The organism is Rhodothermales bacterium (assembly GCA_034439735.1).
Classification (GTDB): domain Bacteria; phylum Bacteroidota; class Rhodothermia; order Rhodothermales; family JAHQVL01; genus JAWKNW01.
This window is the reverse complement of sequence record JAWXAX010000261.1, coordinates 22,611-40,689: the sequence shown is the minus strand read 5'-3', so window position 1 is coordinate 40,689 and position 18,079 is coordinate 22,611. Positions and strand designations below refer to the sequence as shown.

15 protein-coding genes are annotated in these 18,079 nt (G+C 64.5%); 12 read left to right on the top strand and 3 right to left on the bottom strand.

Going from position 1 to position 18,079, the window contains the following annotated elements; translation table 11 throughout:
* The 4 genes from SH809_18465 to SH809_18450 form a co-directional block, all read left to right on the top strand.
* On the top strand, positions 1-227 hold a 227-nt coding region (locus SH809_18465), incomplete at its 5' end, for a hypothetical protein (GenBank protein MDZ4701702.1).
* Between the two features lie 192 nt (positions 228-419).
* Positions 420-1,751 carry an SdrD B-like domain-containing protein gene (locus SH809_18460; protein ID MDZ4701701.1) on the top strand — a complete coding sequence of 444 codons (1,332 nt, stop codon included), beginning with the start codon at positions 420-422 and terminating at the stop codon, positions 1,749-1,751.
* A gap of 75 nt (positions 1,752-1,826) precedes the next feature.
* Positions 1,827-5,360: an ATP-binding protein gene (locus SH809_18455; GenBank protein ID MDZ4701700.1), complete on the top strand. Its 3,534-nt coding sequence runs from the start codon at positions 1,827-1,829 to the stop codon at positions 5,358-5,360.
* A gap of 114 nt (positions 5,361-5,474) precedes the next feature.
* Positions 5,475-6,497, top strand: coding sequence for an ROK family protein (locus SH809_18450; protein ID MDZ4701699.1), 1,023 nt, complete (start codon positions 5,475-5,477; stop codon positions 6,495-6,497).
* Positions 6,498-6,526: 29 nt separating this feature from the next.
* Here SH809_18450 and SH809_18445 read toward each other — a convergent pair whose 3' ends face one another.
* Positions 6,527-7,681 (bottom strand): MFS transporter, encoded by a 1,155-nt coding sequence (locus tag SH809_18445; protein MDZ4701698.1) that lies wholly within the window; start codon positions 7,679-7,681, stop codon positions 6,527-6,529.
* 124 nt (positions 7,682-7,805) lie between these two features.
* On the opposite strand from SH809_18445, the gene SH809_18440 reads away from it, so the two are divergent.
* From SH809_18440 to SH809_18410, 7 genes are all read left to right on the top strand, one after another.
* Entirely contained in the window at positions 7,806-8,807 is a 1,002-nt protein-coding gene (locus SH809_18440) for a sugar phosphate isomerase/epimerase (GenBank protein ID MDZ4701697.1), read from the top strand.
* 127 nt (positions 8,808-8,934) lie between these two features.
* A complete protein-coding gene (locus SH809_18435) occupies positions 8,935-10,257 on the top strand; it encodes a Gfo/Idh/MocA family oxidoreductase (GenBank protein ID MDZ4701696.1) in 1,323 nt (440 codons plus the stop codon).
* A 118-nt stretch (positions 10,258-10,375) separates the two neighbouring features.
* On the top strand, positions 10,376-11,548 hold the full coding sequence (locus SH809_18430; GenBank protein MDZ4701695.1) for an NAD(P)/FAD-dependent oxidoreductase: 1,173 nt from the start codon (positions 10,376-10,378) through the stop codon (positions 11,546-11,548).
* 2 nt (positions 11,549-11,550) lie between these two features.
* Positions 11,551-11,769, top strand: coding sequence for a 4Fe-4S binding protein (locus SH809_18425; GenBank protein ID MDZ4701694.1), 219 nt, complete (start codon positions 11,551-11,553; stop codon positions 11,767-11,769).
* 247 nt (positions 11,770-12,016) lie between these two features.
* Complete coding sequence (locus tag SH809_18420; protein ID MDZ4701693.1) at positions 12,017-12,502, top strand: thioredoxin fold domain-containing protein; 486 nt, start codon at positions 12,017-12,019, stop codon at positions 12,500-12,502.
* Between the two features lie 51 nt (positions 12,503-12,553).
* Positions 12,554-14,818, top strand: coding sequence for a TonB-dependent receptor (locus SH809_18415; protein MDZ4701692.1), 2,265 nt, complete (start codon positions 12,554-12,556; stop codon positions 14,816-14,818).
* A gap of 49 nt (positions 14,819-14,867) precedes the next feature.
* Positions 14,868-15,851 (top strand): TIM barrel protein, encoded by a 984-nt coding sequence (locus SH809_18410; GenBank protein ID MDZ4701691.1) that lies wholly within the window; start codon positions 14,868-14,870, stop codon positions 15,849-15,851.
* 1 nt (position 15,852) lies between these two features.
* On the opposite strand, the gene SH809_18405 is transcribed toward SH809_18410, so the two are convergent.
* Positions 15,853-16,137, bottom strand: a complete 285-nt coding sequence (locus SH809_18405) for a hypothetical protein (GenBank protein ID MDZ4701690.1) — start codon at positions 16,135-16,137, stop codon at positions 15,853-15,855.
* 105 nt (positions 16,138-16,242) lie between these two features.
* Complete coding sequence (locus tag SH809_18400; protein ID MDZ4701689.1) at positions 16,243-16,596, bottom strand: S24 family peptidase; 354 nt, start codon at positions 16,594-16,596, stop codon at positions 16,243-16,245.
* 225 nt (positions 16,597-16,821) lie between these two features.
* Between SH809_18400 and SH809_18395 the strand changes: the two genes are divergently transcribed.
* Positions 16,822-18,075, top strand: a complete 1,254-nt coding sequence (locus SH809_18395; protein ID MDZ4701688.1) for a Y-family DNA polymerase — start codon at positions 16,822-16,824, stop codon at positions 18,073-18,075.
* Positions 18,076-18,079 lie beyond the last annotated feature (4 nt).

The window sequence follows — 18,079 nt, the reverse complement described above, 5'->3', positions numbered from 1 at the left end:
TCGCGGACGATGCCCCGGCCGGTCACGGCGAGGTGCTGGCGATTGATGTCGCCGTTTCCGTCCGCGCCGGCGATTACTCCGGATGTATCCGTACGAGGGAGACGACGCCCACTTTCGAGGGGATGCGGACCACGAGCGTGTTCTGCCCCGACGTGGGCCTCGTCCTCGAAGAACACCCGACGACGGATAGCGCTATCGAGCTCATGGAAACGCTCTCGCCGACGTGAGAAAGAGTTGAAGGTTCGGGGTTTAATGCGCAAGGTCTGTCCACTAAGCCATAAACCTTGAACCGTAAACCCTTCCCTGATACGCCATTTCTCTTTTGCCGGCCCGGCGGGCATGTGATATCCTGTAGGACGTAGACTCGGTCGTCCCCCGGTTGTATGTTGTTTGACCCACAGGCTTAACCCGACGACATCATGACGATCCCATCGCTCATCCGCGCGTCTATTTTTCTTCTGGCCGTAACTACGCTTGCCTTCGCCGGCTGCGACTCGGCGCTCGAAGAGACGAGTCCCGAGGCACTGAGTGTCGCGGCTTCGACAAACACATCCAGTGTAACGCTGAACCACTATGTCGTCCTCTATGAAGGGCGCTCGTACGACGCCTCAAGCGATCAAACGACATTTTCGTACCGGGTGACGGGCACGGGCGTCGCGCCGGCGCTGAGCCACTTCTCCATCGAACTGCCCGAATGCGCGCCGGAACTGGCATCCTACTCACCTCCAAAGGGCGCCAACACCGGGATCGATCGGATTACCGGCATCTTCGGCATCAAGTGGCATGCGTTCGTCGGCATCGACGCCTCGGCGGCGTACAGCGTCACGTTCCCCGGGAATGTGGTGGAAGGATCGATCCGCGTCGCCGTCCAGGGCGGGCCGGAATCCCAGCGGTCGGTCGAGGCCGGCCCGCTGCCCGGGCCGTGCAAGGACGCCGATCGCTATACCATCTCCGGTCTCGTATTCGAGGATACCGATACGGATGGCGTGAAGGACGACATCGAGGCGCCCCTGGCTGACGTGACCGTGCTCCTCGCTTTCCCGGCCGGCGACACCCTCTCCGCGGCGACGGACGCTACCGGGGCCTACCGGTTCGAGGCACTTCCGGCTGGCGACTACACGGTTCGTATCCCGTCCTCCACCAACGAGGACGACTTCAACGAAACCCTATTCGCCTTTTTTGTCCACACCGGCGTCAACACCGACGACCCGAGCCAGGGCGTTACCCTCGGGCCGGATGCGGAGGGGGTCGTCTTTGGCTTTACGCCCGTGCCCACCGACATCGTCGAGGACATCATCTCTGGTGAATTGGTTACAACCGGGGAGACGGTCAAATACTGGAAGGCGCAGCTCGAAGGCGCCCTCAAAGGTGAGCCGGATGAGATCGACGCCGCGACGCTGCTCGGGTATCTCGATGTCATCGAGACGATTTACCTGCCGGAGTGGTACCAGTTCGGCACGGAGGATCGGCTAGAAGTGGCGCTCGACTACCTGAAGCACAAACCCGACGCTGGCGAGTGGTACGAGCTGCGCGAGGAGCTCCTCGCCACTCAGCTCAACACGGTCCGGGGCCTCGGGGTGACGGGAGCCGAAGGGCTCGAGGATGCCCTGATCGCATGGGGCGAGACGCTGCTCATTACCAACGACTCCACCGTCGGAACGTCCGCCGCCACGGCGGTGCCGGCCACGCTCACCGAGGCCGCCACGGTGTTCAACGCGATCAACGGCGGCGGTGGGAAAACGAACGAGTAGGCGGCGAGCGGCGCGACGTCATCCGGATTGTTTGTACATTTCGGACGGTTTCATTTCCAACCGGAAATCATGGCGATGCGTCGTTCCCCCTTCCTGCGCCTAGGCCGGCTGCTGCCAGCCGCACTGATCGTCGCGATCCTGCTGGTGTCCGCACACCACGTCGCGGCGCAGGAACTGCCGTTTGTCCATTATACGCCCGAGAGCGACTACAACCCGCTGCCGTCGGCCGAGGTCTATCGCGTCTACCAGAGCCGGACAGGTTTTCTGTGGATGGCCGTGTTCACGTCCGGTCTGGTGCGCTACGACGGCCGCACGTTCCTCACCTACGGCCGGGATGACGGGCTGCGGGACCTGGACGTGCGCAACATGGTGGAGGACGGCATGGGCCGGCTCTGGGTGTCGTCCGACGCCGGCGTAGTGGTCTCCGAGCGCCCGCTCGCGGCCTACACGGCCGGCCTGCCGCTTCACTTTGCCGACTCCCTGGGCGCCACGCCCCTCGTCGCTGCGGCCGTCAATCAGAATGGGATCGCGGTGGATGGGTCGGGGGGGATCTGGGTGGGGACACTCGGCGCCGGCGTCGTGCGGTACCGCCTGGCCGGCCCCGATGCGGTGGTGGCGGATACCCTGTCGACCGCCCTGGAAGGAGAGGATGTGCCGCGCACGGTGCACGCCATTGCGGCGCGTAGGGATGGCACGGTGTGGGTGAGCCTCAGCCAGGGGTATACCCTTGTGTTCGCCGACGATCGCGCCACGGAATTTCGGGTGATCGCACCGATGGCGTCCGCCGGAGACGCCCATCTCAATGTGTTGTACGAAGACGAGCGGGGCGACCTGTGGGCCGGTAGCAGCGATGGTCGATTGCTCCGTTGGTCGGCCGACCTCGATGCGTTTGCGCCGGTCGGAGAACCCGTCGGAGGTTACGTGGTCAGCATCGAGGCCTCGCGAGACAGCGTCCTCTGGGTGGGGAGCGAAGGCGTCGGTGTGGCGCGTTTCCGGCTGCCGGCGCTGACGCCGCTGCCCCCCGTAGCCGTCGAGCACGGCCTGTTGAGTCTCAACTTACACGACATCCTGGAGGACCGAGAGGGCAATCTGTGGTTCGCGCAGTCGGGCGGCGTTTCGAAACTCCGCGCCAACTTCGCGGCCTTCACTCATCTCACCTCCCGTGTGCACACGTCTCGCGAGCCGATCCTTCCGGCGCGCACCGTCACCACCGTCATCGAAGGCGACGAGGCCGTTGATGGCTGCTGGTTGTGGGTCGGGAGCCTGGAGGGTGGGGCGACGTGTGTCCGGCGCGATTTTTCGTCGATCACGCTGGGGGAGAAGAACGGGTTGCGTGGCAATGAAGTGGACGCCCTGGTGCGCGACGCGGCCGGCCGGCTGTGGATGGGGACGGCCTTCGGGATCAACGGGCTGTCGTTCTCCGGCAGCACCCGCCCCTTGCCGGCCCCGGAGGTGGAGCGCCGGCTGAACTTCGCGGGCGCCCCGCTCCGCGTCGCCGGTTACCGGGGCACCAGTATGTACAGCGCCACGGTCCGGCCACTCCCCGTCAGCGAGCGCGACACGAGCGCCGTGGAGGGCGTGTGGCTGCCCGGCTATCGCAGCGTGTACGGTTTGATCGACAACGCGTGGTTCGTATTCCGGTCCGCCTCCGGGCTGCCATCCACCGGATACCATGTGGTTGAAGTAGACGACGCCGGCTACGTCTGGGTGGGAACCCTGGATGAAGGGCTCTACCGGAGTGTCTCGCCGCTCACGCGCGACGGACTGGAAGCGATGGCGAAAACGGCGGTCCCGTTCCATTTAGGAGGCCGGCAGGGGGTGTTTGGATACGAGATCCAGGCGCCGATTTTCGAGCCCGCATCGCCCGAGGGGCTGGTCATCCCCTTGCGCAAAATCGAGTCGATGGTGTGGCTCGCGGGCGTATTGTGGGTGGGAACGCCCCAGGGCGTGCTGGCGCTGGAAGGGACGCCGTTGCGAGCGACGACGCAACTGACCACGCGCGACGGCCTGGGGGCGGACAATGCGATCAGCATGGCGTATGCGCCGGCATCGTCGTCCATCTGGGTGGGATCGAACGGCGGCCTCGCCGAGATCGACCCGGCGGCCCGCGTCGTTCGCCGGCTGGTGACGAACCACGACGGCCTGCTCGACAACGAAGCCTGGACGCGGGGCTCCGTGCGCGTAGGGGAAGGGGGCGTGGTGTACTACGGTTCGCCGAACGGCCTGACCATCTACCGCCCGGAGGCGGATCGCCGCGATGTGGTGGCGCCGCTTCTGGCGATCAACCAGGTGTCGTACGTAGAGGACGAGCAGGGCAACAACGACATCAACATCGAATACGCCGGCCTGGGGTTTTACGACGAGACGCGGGTGATCTTCAAGACCCGCCTCGCCGGATACGACGCCGAGTGGTCCGCCGAAAAATCCGACACCAAGATCCGGTACACCAACCTGCCGGCCTACGGGCGGTCCCGCCAGTATACCTTCGAGGTGCTGGCCGGCGATGGGAAGGGCGCGTGGACGACCGAGCCCATGCGGTATGCGTTTACCGTGCGGCCGGCGTGGTGGCTACGGTGGTGGGCGCTTATCGGCTACGCTGTCGTGTTGGTCGTGGGTGTGGTGGCGCTGGGCCGATTTCAGCGCAAACGGCTCATCCGGCAGGAGCGCGAACGGCTGGAGATCGAGAAAGAACGGTTACGGGCGGAGGCGGCCGAGTTGCAGGCGCGTGTCCTTCAGGCCGATGTCGAGCGCCATCAACTCGAACTCGAAAAGGCCCGCGCGCTGGAAGAGGCGTATCATCACCTCAAAGCCACCCAGGCCCAGCTCGTCCAGGCCGAAAAGATGGCGTCCCTCGGCAAGCTGACGGCCGGCATTGCGCACGAGATCAAAAACCCCCTCAACTTCGTGATGAACTTCGCCGGCCTGTCCGCCGAATACGCCGACGAACTGCGGGACTACCTCCAGAAAAACGGTGGCCAGTCGGTGGCCGAGGCGCGCACAGAACTGAGCGACATGGCCGAAAATATCCAGCTCAACGCGCGCAAGATAAAGCAACACGGGGACCGTGTCGACCAGATCGTGCGGAGCATGATCGAGCACACCCAGGCCACGAGCGCCGAGCGGCGGGTGGTGGCCGTAAACCGGTTTGTCGATGAGTATGTGACCCACGCCCACCACAGCCTGATGGCCGAATTTCCCGAGTTTGATCTGACGCTCGAACGCGACTACGATGAGGGGGTGCAGGACCTCGAGATCACGCCGCTCGAGTTATCCCGCGCACTGGTCAACCTGCTGAGCAACGCCTTTTATGCCGTGCGCGATCGGCGCGCGACCGCGATGGCGGACTACCGCCCGCTCGTGCGCGTTCGGACGATCTATCGGGAAGAGCGGGTGGATATCCACATTGAGGATAACGGGGTCGGCATTCCGGCAGCGCTCCACCAGAAGATCTTTGGCCCCTTTTTTACGACGCGGCCGGCGGGCGCCGGCACGGGCCTCGGTCTGTCGCTGAGCTTCGAAATCGTAACCCGTGGCCACAACGGCGCGCTGACCGTGGAAAGCAGAGAAGGAGAAGGAGCCACGTTTACCATGGCGCTGCCCTACCGATAATCCCCGGCGATTAAACTTCATGTCGTTCTTTTGGGAATTGCCCGAATCGCAGTAGTTTCGGGCGTCAACAGAGCCGGCGACATCCTGGCTCGCGCAAACAGTCTATCGGACATCATGGGGACATCTACAGATCGTTTTTATGCCGGATTGGACATCGGGGGCACCACCATCAAGTCGGTGCTCGTCAACCTCAACGGGGAGCAGGCCAGTGACTTCGTGGAGGTGCCGAGTCGGGTGGCCGTGGGGTATGAGGCGACGATCGTACAGCTTAACGAGGCACTCCTCCGCCTGGCCGCCAGCGCCGGCACGACGCGAGACACGATCCGCGCCGCCGGCATCGACGTGCCGGCCGCCAACAGCGGCGGCGTTATCTGGGCGCGCGCCAACCTGGCGCAGGACTGGGTCGGGAAGAACATCCAGAACATCTTCTCCGAGCGCGCCGGCATGCCCGTGTACGTCACGAACGACGGCAATGCGGCCGCCCTCGGCGAGTACATGGTCCGGCGGAAACACCTCGGCAGCCTGCTCTATGTCGCCCCCGGCACCGGGCTCGCCGGCGGGCTCGTCACGTCGGGTGGGAAGATCTACGAAGGCGCGAACGGCCTCGCCCTGGAAGTTGGCCACATCTCCGCGCCGTTCCTTGAGGACGACGGCGCGCTACCGCCGTGCTCGTGCGGCTGGACGGGATGTGTCGAGGCCTGGGTGTCGCTGGTGGCGCTGCGCCGGCGGCTGCGGCTCGAACTGGCCAAGCCGCAGTGGGCCGGCCACCCGCTGAACGATCCCGCGATGTCGATCGAGGATAAGGCTTTCAAGCTGCGGAATTATGCGGATAAGGACGACGCCCTCGCCATCCAACTCTTTAAACAGCAGGGCTTTATCTTCGGGTATGCCATTGCGGATCTGGTGCGCGTGTTTGATCCGGGGCTTGTGGTCGTCGGCGGCGGTCTCGCCGAGGCGTCCTTCCGGGACCGGTACATGGGTTGGGTGATGGAAGGATTTAAAGAGCGCGCCTGGCCGATCTACGTGACGAGCCCAATCGACGAGACCGTGACCACCCGCTTCGAGTGGGCCACCGCCGGCGACTCCGCGGGCGCCCTCGGTATGGGCTTCGCGGCGCTGGAGATGTTTCGGGATTGATGGATGGGTGGCCGGGCGGTTGTGGCCTTTCAGGGCCGCTTCACCGCCCTCGCCGCTACCAACCACCCGAGCGCCGACAGCCCGATGAGATACCCGAACCCCACCGTGAGCGAGGCGACGTGGGCGATGCCGCCCATCACGACCGGCCCCAACAAAAACCCCGTGTACCCCACCGTGGCGACGCCGGCGATGCCCTGCGAAGGCCGCACGCCGGGCTTTTTGGCGGCTTCGCTGAACACGATCGGCACCAGCAGCGCATATCCCAGGCCAGCGACGGTAAAGCCGGCGATGCCCATCCAGGCATTGCCGCTGATGGTCAGCGCCAGCCCGGCCGTGACGATGCCGAAGGCGCCGAGCAGCACGGCGCGCGCGCCCCGCTGCTGGATCAACTGATCCCCGGAGAATCGCCCCAGCGTCATCGTGAGGGAGAAGCCGGCGTAGCCGAGGCCCCACATGAACGGCCTGGAATCCGGCAGGTCTTCCAGGAAGACCGCGCTCCAGTCCGCGATGATGCCCTCGCCCTGCATCGAGCAGAACGCGATGACCGAAAGCGCGAGCAGGGCCCTGCCGGGCAGGGCGAAGGCTGCGCCGCCTTCGCCGGCTGTTTCCCGAATCGGGCTCAGCATGGGGCGCAGCCAGCGGTGGGTTACGAATAACATGAGGGCGATGCCGGCGGCCATCTGGGGCAGGGCCGCCACCTCCGCCGCAATTAGCGCGCTGCCAAGGAGGGCGCCAATCATGCCCCCCAGGCTGAAAAAACCATGGCAGGTGGACATGATGACCGTCTGGTGGCTTCGCTCCAGCGTGGCCACCAGCGCGTTCATCGAGATATCCATCGCCCCTCCGGTCACGCCCACCACAAACAGGTACGCGCCCAGCGTCACAGCGTTCGGCGCCAGGAAAGGGAGGATCATGCTGATGATCATGGCGGTCGTCGTCCAGATCGTCACGGCCCCCACGCCAAAACGATGGGTCAGCCAGGAGACACTGAGCATCGCCACCAGCGCACCCAGAGGCAGAAAAAACAGGGCAACGCCGAGCGCTCCCTCGCTCAGATTCAGGGCGGCTTTGATCTCCGGGATACGCGTCACCCAGAACGCAAAGAGGATGGCGTGGATGGCGAACACAACGCCGATACGAATGAAGGCAGGTTCCCGGGAAAAGCGGCGGAGATGGGTAAGCATCGGGGCGAAGGATCGGTTCAGGGCCCAGAATTAACAAATGCCGGCGTCGCTTCCACTGGCGGAATTGTGAATTTGGCGTACATTGCTCGGACGATCTTTTTCCCGAAACCCGAGGTAATTTACGATGAGCAACCGTTCACGCACCGTCGACGAGGCATCGTCACGTCTCTCCCGCCGTCATTTCCTTGGCACCGCGGCGACCGCCGCGGCGGCCTATTCCCTCTGGCCTGGTTCGGTGCGCGGTAGCGCTCCCGCCATCCTCAAGAAAGCCGCCGGCGTCAAGATTGGCGCCATCACCTACAGCTTTCGCGCCCTGCCGAGTAGTGCCGAGGAACTGCTCGGTTACCTCAAAAAAGCCGGGATGGACACGACGGAACTGATGGGCGGCCCCGCCGAGGAATTTGCCGGCGGCCCCAAGGCGCCCAGCTGGTCGCGTGTCGGCACCCGGATGACGGATGCGGAGCGCGCCGAATTCCAGAAGGCCCGCGAGGCGCACGACAAAGAAGCGGCCGCCTGGCGTAAAACGGCCGGCATGGCGAAGTTCGAGGAACTCGGGAAGATGTACCGCGACAACGGCATCGAGATCGACATCCTCAAACTCGGCGACCCCCGCTGGTCGGATGCCGAGATCGACTACGCCTTCCGCGCCGCAAAGGCCGTCGGCGCCCGCGGCATCTCGTTCGAAATCTCGGATGACGCCGCCGCCCGCATGGGGCCCTTTGCGACGAAGCACCAGATGCTTATCGGCATGCACAACCATACCCAGGTGGCCGAGGAGGGCTTTACGTTCGACAAGCCGCTCTCCACCTCGAAGTACAGCATGCTGAACCTGGATATCGGCCACTATGTCGCCGGCCTGGGCACCTCGCCCATCCCGATCATCCGCAAATACCACGATCGCATATCGCACCTCCACGTAAAGGACCGCCAGACGGCGGCCAACGGCGGCGCGAACCTGCCGTGGGGCCAGGGAGATACGCCGATCGGCGAAGTGCTCCGCCTGCTGCGCGACGAGCAGTACCCGATCACCGCGATGATCGAACTGGAATACGACGTGCCGGCCGATAGCGATGTGCTCACAGAAATGGCCAAGTGCGTGGCGTTCTGCCGCGGCACGTTGTCCTGAGCACTACCGTCCATGCGTTAACAAACCCGAAGGGTCTCAAAGACCCTTCGGGTTTTTTTATGCCGTTGCTTTTTCGCCGGCGGTATCTCATACTTAGGCGTCCCAACCCTCTCACCGGATCGCCGCCATGAAAACGCCTCGTTCGCTCAATCGCCGTCATTTCCTTCAAACGGTCGCCGCCACAGCCGCCACGGTCTCCATCTTGCCCCGGCACGTCCTCGGTGGCCCTGGGTTCGTCGCCCCTAGCGACCTCCTTGTGATCGCCGGCGTCGGCGTCGGCGGGATGGGCCGCGTCTACCTGGAAAACGTCGCGACCGAGAACATCGCCGTCCTGTGTGATGTGGACCCCACGTTCGCCGCCCCCGTCTACGCGACGTACCCGGCCGCAAAAACGTATACGGATTTTCGACGGATGTTCGACCAGGAGACGGGCATCGACGCCGTGGTGATCGGTACGCCGGACCACACACACGCCGTCATCGCACTCGCTGCGTTGCAGCGCGGCAAACACGTCTACTGCGCCAAACCACTCACCCGGACCATCCACGAAAGCCGACGTCTGCTCGAGGCCACCCGGACCGCCGGCGTGGCTACGCAGATGAGCACCCAGGGCCAGGCCGAAGAAGGCCCTCGCCGGCTGCGCGAGATGATCGGCGCCGGCGCCATCGGTGGCATCCATGCTGTCCATATCTGGTCGGACCGACCCATCTGGCCCCAGGGCATCACCCGCCCGGCGGAGACGATGGCCGTGCCGCCAGGGCTCGACTGGGACCTGTGGCTCGGGCCGGCGTCCTACCGTCCCTACCACGAAGCCTACCACCCCTTCCGCTTCCGGGGATGGCTCGACTTTGGCACCGGCGCGCTCGGCGACATGGGATGCCATAGCTTCGACCCGGTCTTCCGGGCCCTCGAACTCAGCGCCCCCACCGCCGTACACGCCAGCTCCACCAAGATGCTCGGCGAGACCTTCCCCGCAGCCTCCACCGTCCACTACGATTTCCCGGTCCGGGGCGAAAAACCGCCCGTCCGCCTCACCTGGTACGACGGCGGGCTGAAACCGGCACGCCCGCACGAACTCTCTCCGATGCAAGAACTCGCCGGCGACGGCATCCTGTTCGAAGGCGAAAAAGGGAAGATCCTGTGCGGCTTCACCGGGCAGAACCCTCGCCTGCTTCCTGATTCCGAGATGGCCCACTACCAGCCGCCTCCCCAGACGCTCGCGCCCTCGATCGGCCACTACAACGAATGGGTCGCGGCTTGCAAGGGCGGTGAGCCGGCGCCGTGTCGCTTCGAATGGGGCGCGCCGCTGACGGAGATCGTCCTCCTGGGGAATATCGCGCTCCAGACCGGGCGGTCCCTCCAATGGGATTCGCGACAGGCCCGCTTCACCAACGACGAGATGGCTAATGCGATGATCGAGGCGCCCTACCGGGAAGGATGGACATTGTGAATCGATCCCGCGTAGGTATGAGGAGGGGTGTGGGGAGTACTTGCCCTGGGCGACATCGGCGAAGCCGAGGGAGTCGAAGGGTGGGGAGTGATGTATACCATTCGTTAAACGAGTCAACGTGCAACGCGAAACGCCTTTCGACTTCGACGTGGTGGTGATCGGGTCGGGGCCGGCCGGCGCCTCGACGGCGCGTTACGCTGCGGTGGGCGGACTGCGCGTCCTGCTGGTCGACAAGCGCCAGGAACTCGGCGCCCCCATCCAGTGCTCGGGCGCCGTCAGCGCACATGCCCTGGCGGATGCGGACATCGCACCCGAGGACGAATTCGTCGTCTGCCCGATCTACGGCTTCGCCGTGTACGATTCCGACGGCCGGCAGACGCGGCTCGACTACCGCCATCTCAAGCCAGATGACTACGGGCACCGACCGCTCGGGTATGTCGTGGATCGACGGCGATTCGACCGTTATGGCATGACGCTCGCCGAACGCGCCGGCGTCACGGTGTGGCTCAAGACGGAAGCCGCCGGCTTTCGCCCCGCCGGCGAGGGGCGCGTCGCGCTCGACCTGCGGCGCTTCGGCGAACCCGTCACTGTCCACGCCCGCGTCGTCGTCGCGGCGGATGGCCTAATGTCCCAGATCGGAAAGTGGGCCGGCCTGCGCACGGACATCCGCCTCAGCGAACTCGCCTCCTGTCTCCAGTATGTGGTGGATGGGGTGGCGACGGACGGCCTGCTCGAAATCGTAACCGGCCACGGATGCGCCCCGGGCGGCTACGCGTGGGTGTTTCCGAAAGGAGGCGGGTACGCGGAAATCGGCCTCGGCGTCATCCGGTCCGCTACCGACCGCGACGCAAAAACACATCTCCAGCGATTCATGCGCGCGTCGTTTATGGCGGAGCGGTTTCGTAACGCCCGCATCCTCGAAATCCAGGGCGGCGGCGTGCCGCTCGCGGCCCCGCTCAAACAGCCGTATGCCGACAACCTGCTGCTCGTCGGCGACGCGGCGCGGCACGTCAATCCGATCACGGGCGGCGGCATCCACACGGCGCTCCGCGGCGGCGTCATCGCCGGCTCGTTTCTGGCGGAACACCTCGGCGCCGGCCGGCCCACCGACGCGGACGCCCTCGCCGGCTACCACGAACGGTGGCTGGGTGAAATGGGGGACGCGTTGTGGCGGATCTACGCTATCAAACGGGCTATCTTTCGGGATAAGGACCCCGCCGTGCAGGACCGCCAGTTGTACGACGCCCTCGCCAGCTACTTCCATCCCGACTCCGCATTCAAGAAGGTGTAGCCATGGCCGAGCCTGTCGTCTTCCAGGTCAACTGGAACAGCTGCATCCGCTGCGGCGCCTGTGTCGCCGTCTGCCCCCATCCCCCGGGATTCATCACGCCGTTCGACACCATCGCGGTCGATGAACCGTGCGACATCGCGTGTATGCGGTGCGAAGCCATCTGCCCGGTGACCGCCATCGATCACGTCGTGGCGCCAGAGGCCACGGCGATGATTGCGTAGCGAGTAACAAGGGTAGGAGGGGTGTCGGGATGGCGCCGAGTGGTGTTTTTGAATAAACCCCCTGTCATTCCGACCGAAGGCGACAGCGCCGGCATGCCGGCGTCTCCGGGCGAGATGGCAATGCTTTTTTGACCGATTCAACTTTACCTGACTTTTCTCAATTCCGCCCAATCCGCCTCCTCCGGGAACTACCAGGATTCCGGCGCATTGCAGATTTAGTCTTGACTAAAAAAATACTTAGTCCGATATGAATCGCTTCGTCCTGGTGGCTCTGCTCATACTCCTCGTTGCACGTAGTAGCGACGCGTGGGCGCAGCCATCCTGGGCACGTCTGGACGAGGCGTCGCGCGCGGCGGCCGGCGCGACGATGCCGGTGCTGGTATACGTGCACGCTCCGGGATGTGGGCCGTGCCTCAAGATGGAGCGCGAGGTATTCCCGCACGTGGCCCCGTTACTGGATCGCTTCGCACGGGCCCGGTTGGACCTGGACGACAGCGAAAGCCGTCTGGTCATTGACGACGTCGCGCTGTCGCCGGCCGAGTGGGCGCACCGGCTGGGCGCCAACGCCACGCCGACATTCATCTTCCTGGAGCCGGGCGGAGGCGTCATCACGCGTACCTCGGGCTATACGGACACGCGGGGTTTTGCGCTTTTGCTGGCGTATGTAGCGACCGGGGCCTATCGACACGCGAGGTTCGAGGCCTACGTCGAGCAGGCCGGCGGACGGCCCTGAGGGGCCATTTCTGCTGGATTACTGGTTTCTGGATTACTGGGGGACACGACGATGTATACACTTAGGCACGGGGTAGGGAGAGGACTGCTTCTGGGGCTGGCCCTGATGATCGAGGCATCGGTTGTCGTGGCGCAGCCGGCCATCGAAGGACGCGTGCTGGCCGGCGGGAAGCCCGTCCCGTTTGCGAACATCGGCGTGCGGGGCACCACAATGGGGACCGCCGCCGATCTGGAGGGCCGGTTTCGTCTGGCGCCGCTGCAGGAAGGCGTTTACCGCCTGGTCGCCTCGGCTGTCGGCTTCGAGACCATCGAGCGCGACATCTCGGTGGCCACGGGGCGTACGACAGCGGTGGAGATCGAGATGGAGGAGGCGACGATCGAGGCCGGCGCCATCGTCGTGACCGGCACGCTGGTAGAGACCTACGTGAAGGACTCGCCCGTCAAGGTCGAGGTGATCTCGCCGAGGTATCTGGAGAAGATCCCTACAGCCAACATCATGGAGGTGCTGGAGAATGTGAACGGGCTGTACCAGCAGGTCGATTGCGCCGTGTGCGGGACTAACTCTATCCGCATCAATGGGATGGACGGTCCCTATACGGCCGTGTTGATCGACGGGATGCCGATCATGAGCAGCCTCGCGACCGTCTACGGGCTAAACGGCATCAGTCCGTCGCTCATCAAACAGGTGGAGATCATCAAAGGACCGATTTCGACGCTGTACGGGTCCGAAGCGATGGGCGGCGTGATCAACATCATCACCAAAAGCCCCCTGTCCTCGCCCCGGCTGTCGGTCAACACCTTCGGCACGAGCGACGGCGAATACGCGGCCGATATCGGGATCGTGCCCTCACGCGGCCGGCTGTCGACCTTGCTTTCGGGTACCCTCTTCTACAACAACCGCTACCTGGACGAAAACGGGGACGACTTCGCCGATCTGACGCTCACCAAACGGGTGTCGCTGTTTGGCAAGGGCGCCCTCGCCGGCGCGGACGGCCTCAAGCGTCTGGATCTGTCGGCCCGGTATTATTTCGAGGACCGAATGGGCGGTACCGCCGGCTTCATCGACGCGTTTTCCGATGCGCTCCGCGGCTCCTCGACGCTGTATGGCGAGACGATTCGGACGCAACGCGCCGAGCTGATCGGATCGTATCACCTCCAGCCGGCGCAGGGGATTCGGGTGGATTTCGCCTTTAACGACCACGATCAGGACAGTTATTACGGCCGCGACAGCTACCAGGCGCGGCAGACCACCGGTTTTACGCAACTCCTCTACCCGATTCGGCGCGGCCAGCGACATGCCTGGCTGCTCGGTGCCGCCATGCGCGTGCAGCGGTACGACGACAACACCGGCTCCACGGGGCGCTTTGACGACGCCGGGGCGCTGGTCGAAAATCGCCCGGACGACCGGGTGGTGCCCGGTCTGTTCGTGCAGCAGGAGGCGGCGTGGAGCGACGCCGTTCGCATGTTGAGCGGGCTCCGGGTGGACTACCAGAAGGACGCCGGCTTCGTCGCCTCTCCGCGCCTGAGCCTCAAGCTCGAGCCATTGGAGCGGACCACGCTCCGGCTCAACGCCGGCACTGGCTTCCGGGTCGTCAACCTCTTCACGGAGGACCACGCGGCGTATTCGGGCGCGCGGGCCACCGTCCTCCTGGAAGACCTGCGGCCGGAGCGCTCCGTCAGCGGCGTGGCCAGCCTGCAGCACATCGCGCCTTTTGGCGCTAACCCCCTCACCATCGACCTCGAAGGTTTCTATACGTATTTCACGAACAAGATCGAGCCCGATTACACAACCCCCGGGCTGATCGTGTACGAGAACCTCGACGGCTCGGCGACCACGCGGGGCGTTTCGCTCACCCTCTCCCAGAGCCTGACGGCCATTCCGCTGACCTACACTGTCGGCGGGACGGTGATGGATGTGTTTGTGGCCGAGGCCGGCGAAAAAACGCCGCTGGAATTCGCGCCTGACTTTCAGGGTGTGCTCAACGCCACGTACCGGCTGCCGCTGGGCTTTGCCGTCGATTACACGGTGAACCTGACCGGACCCATGAAGCTGCCCGAATACGCCCCGCCGTTCGAGCGGCCAGCTTTTTCGCCGACATTCAGCGTCCATAACCTGCAAGTGACCCGGGATCTGGACTTGCCGGCCGGCGGACTGGTGCAGGTGTATGCGGCCATTGAGAATCTATTGGATTATACACAAGTCGCGCCGCTGATCGACCCCCAAAACCCGTTTGGCGACCGGTTCGATACGGCGTATGTCTACGGCCCCATCCACGGCCGGTGCATGGGGCTGGGCGTCCGGTTGATCGTTCGGTAAGCCGCCTCTATATTTCGGCTTCATCATCTTCCCGATCGAACGCACCGCCATGTACACCCGTCGCCAGTTTCTAAGCGTGAGCGCCGCCGCGGCTGTCGCCGCCGCGTGCCAGTCCGAAACCCCCCCTGTACCCCCCGCCGCACCCGCGACGACCCATCTGGATCGGGTGGGGCTCGGGCTGTTCACCATCCCGCGGTTGCTGAACGAGGACTTCGCCGGCACGCTCGCCATGCTGGCCGGGATCGGGTACAAGGAGCTGGAATTTTTTGGGCCCTACACCTACAGCGTCCCCGAGGCGCACGCCTACTGGAATCCGATCGGCGAACAGCTGGGCATCCCGAAAACCGGGTATTTTGGGCATACGCCGCAGGAAGTGCGGACGTTGCTCGATCAACACGGGCTGACCTCGCCGTCGATGCACATCGATCTTCCTTCACTCCGTCAGAGCCTCGGCCCGATGCTCGAAGCCGCGAATGTCATCGGCCAGCGGTACGCCGGCATCTCGAACATCCCGGATCCCGACCGCCCCAACCTGGACGCGTACAAGCGGATGGCCGACGAGTTTAATACGATCGGCGCGCGCATGCAGGAAGCCGGCGTCAAGCTGCTGTATCACAACCACGGCTACGGCTTCGCCGAGATGGAGGGTCAGATCCCGATGAACGTGCTGCTGGATCGGGTCGACCCGGACCTCGTCGCCCTCGAGATGGATATCTTCTGGACAGTGGCCGCCGGCGTGGACCCCGTGGCCTACCTGGAGGCCTATCCCGCACATTACCGGCTGATGCACCTCAAGGACATGAAAGAGCAGGTCCGCTTCGCCGGCGACGGCGGCAGCGCCCCGCAGTGGATCGAGCTGTTTCCGTACATCGCCGACGCCGGCTCCGGCGTGCTCGACTTCCCCCGCATCCTGTCCGCCGCTAAAAAGGCCGGCGTTCAGCATTTTTACCTTGAATACGACATCACCGCAACGCCGAAGGAGACGCTGGAAAACAGCTACCGCTACCTGTCGACCGTCGAACTCGCCGCCTGACTTATCCCGGCCCGACGGGCGCCGTCGAGTGGTGGCGCGCCGGCGTGGCGGGCGTGCGTAGGATCAGCATGGCCACCACCATCCCGATGAGCACGATGCTCGCAGCCGTCCAGTTGAGCTCGTGGGAAACCGCCGGCGGCCTGTAGTCCGCTTTACCCAGGTACTGCGCGATGTTGTTTTGCGCCGGGTTGTAGAAGGGGTTGCCGCCGCGGATCGGTTCGTAGCGGATGATCAGGAGCGCGAGCGTGAGGCCGGCGACCAGTACGGCGAACTGTTTGATGTTCATGACGATATCCTCCCGTGAAAGCGGTTTCTCCGGGTATCGGCCGTTGGTAAGGACACGATACATCGTGCCCCAACGCCCGCTGCCATGCGGGTGGTATCATGTGGCTCATCGCGTCCGGTAGCGATTGATGGCCGCGACCACCACGCCCCAGATCTCGTCGTCCTCGCCCAGGGCTACATCCGGGTAGTCGGAATGGGAGGCGACCAGGGAGGCCAGGCCGTTTTCGCTCCGGAGCGTACGGAGCATGAACTCACCTCGTACGGTGGCGACCACGATGTCGCCGGTGCGAGGTTTGAGGGAGTGGTCCACCACCAGCAGCGCGCCAGCGAGGATGCCGGCCCCCTCCATCGCATCGCTGGAGGCGCGGATAAACTGCGTGGCGGCTGGCCGCTTGACAAGAAAGGTGTGCAGGTTGAGCGGCTCATCGGTGTAGTCCTGCGCCTGGGTTTGAAAACGCATAGGTAGGGTGTCATATCTATCGGCCGGGGGGATCCGTACGTCAGAACATGACCTCAGGGTGACCCGAAACGTACGCCGCCGAAACGCCGCGTCATAGTTTCGCCATAAAAATTACACATGCTTCACACATATATTTCCCGGGGTGGCGCGAGCTTGGTGATTCGTGCTCCGGGTTCAGCGTTCCGGGTGTGATAGTTTTTTTCCTTTTCCCTTTTTCCTTTCCCTTTGCGCCCCGCCATCCCTTTCGCTCTCGTCGATTGCAACAACTTCTTCGTCAGCTGCGTGCGCGTGTACGAGCCGCGGCTGCGGGGGCGACCGGTGGTGGTGTTGTCGAACAACGACGGCTGCATGATCGCGCGGTCGAACGAGGCCAAGGCGTTGGGGCTGCCGATGGGGGCGCCGGCGTTTAAGCACCAGGAAACGATCCGCCGGCATGGCGTGGTCGTCAAATCCTCCAACTTCTCCCTGTTCAGCGACATATCGGACCGGATTTACACGACGCTGGGGCAGTTCTCGCCGGATGTCGAGAAATACTCGATCGACGAGAGTTTTCTGATGCTGCCGGACCGGGTCGATCCCGCCCACATCAAGCAGGAGGTGTACCGCTATACCCGGATTCCGGTGTCGGTGGGGATTGCGGGTACAAAGACGCTGGCCAAGGCGGCGAACAGCATGGTCAAGCTGGATCCTCGCTTCGAGGGCTGCCTGAGGCTGCCCGAGGGCGCCGGCGCCGATCCGTTCCTGGAGGGCATGGAGGTACGGAAGGTGTGGGGGATCGGGGGGCAGTGGGCGGCGAAGCTGAACGCGCTGGGGATCCACACCGCGAAAGACCTCAAGTACGCCCGCGACGCGCTGATCCGGCAGAAGCTCAATGTCGTGGGCTTACGGGTCGTGCACGAGCTGCGGGGCCTGGCGTGTATGGAGCTGGTACAGGAGATGCCGGACCGCCAGCAGACGATCTGCTCGCGCTCATTCGGCGTCCCGCTCGAGACGCTCGAGAAAGTCCGCGAGGCGGTGTCCACCTATACGGCCATCGCCGCCAAGCGCCTCCGCGGCGCGCGCCAGCAGGCCACGACGCTCCACGTCTATATCACCACCAAAAGCTTCGGCCAGGGGCCGCACTACAGCAACTCCCACGCCGTGATGTTGCCGGAGTCGACCGCGTACACCCCGCTGTTGATCCGGTACGCCGGCAAGGCGCTGGACCGGATCTGGCGGCCCGGCTTCGCCTATCGGCGCGCCGGCGTGGTGCTCACCGGGCTCTCGAATAACCGATTTTTGCAACTTGATGCCTTCGAGGGTGATCGCCGGCAGGCGGAGTCCGCCCTGATGCAGGCGCTGGATCGCATCAACGAGAAATATGGCCGGGATGTCGTTTTCCTTGGCTCCACCGGCACCGAAAAAGAGTGGCTGTCCCGCTCCACCGAAAAGTCGCCCTGCTATACCACCCAGTGGGCGGATCTGCTGCGGGTGGGGTGAGGGC

Coding starts and splice junctions, on each gene's coding strand:
- SH809_18460 (MDZ4701701.1), top strand. CDS start 420: ATGACGATCCCATCGCTCATCCGCGCGTCTATTTTTCTTCTGGCCGTA.
- SH809_18455 (MDZ4701700.1), top strand. CDS start 1,827: ATGCGTCGTTCCCCCTTCCTGCGCCTAGGCCGGCTGCTGCCAGCCGCA.
- SH809_18450 (MDZ4701699.1), top strand. CDS start 5,475: ATGGGGACATCTACAGATCGTTTTTATGCCGGATTGGACATCGGGGGC.
- SH809_18445 (MDZ4701698.1), bottom strand. CDS start 7,681: ATGCTTACCCATCTCCGCCGCTTTTCCCGGGAACCTGCCTTCATTCGT.
- SH809_18440 (MDZ4701697.1), top strand. CDS start 7,806: ATGAGCAACCGTTCACGCACCGTCGACGAGGCATCGTCACGTCTCTCC.
- SH809_18435 (MDZ4701696.1), top strand. CDS start 8,935: ATGAAAACGCCTCGTTCGCTCAATCGCCGTCATTTCCTTCAAACGGTC.
- SH809_18425 (MDZ4701694.1), top strand. CDS start 11,551: ATGGCCGAGCCTGTCGTCTTCCAGGTCAACTGGAACAGCTGCATCCGC.
- SH809_18420 (MDZ4701693.1), top strand. CDS start 12,017: ATGAATCGCTTCGTCCTGGTGGCTCTGCTCATACTCCTCGTTGCACGT.
- SH809_18415 (MDZ4701692.1), top strand. CDS start 12,554: ATGTATACACTTAGGCACGGGGTAGGGAGAGGACTGCTTCTGGGGCTG.
- SH809_18410 (MDZ4701691.1), top strand. CDS start 14,868: ATGTACACCCGTCGCCAGTTTCTAAGCGTGAGCGCCGCCGCGGCTGTC.
- SH809_18405 (MDZ4701690.1), bottom strand. CDS start 16,137: ATGAACATCAAACAGTTCGCCGTACTGGTCGCCGGCCTCACGCTCGCG.
- SH809_18400 (MDZ4701689.1), bottom strand. CDS start 16,596: ATGCGTTTTCAAACCCAGGCGCAGGACTACACCGATGAGCCGCTCAAC.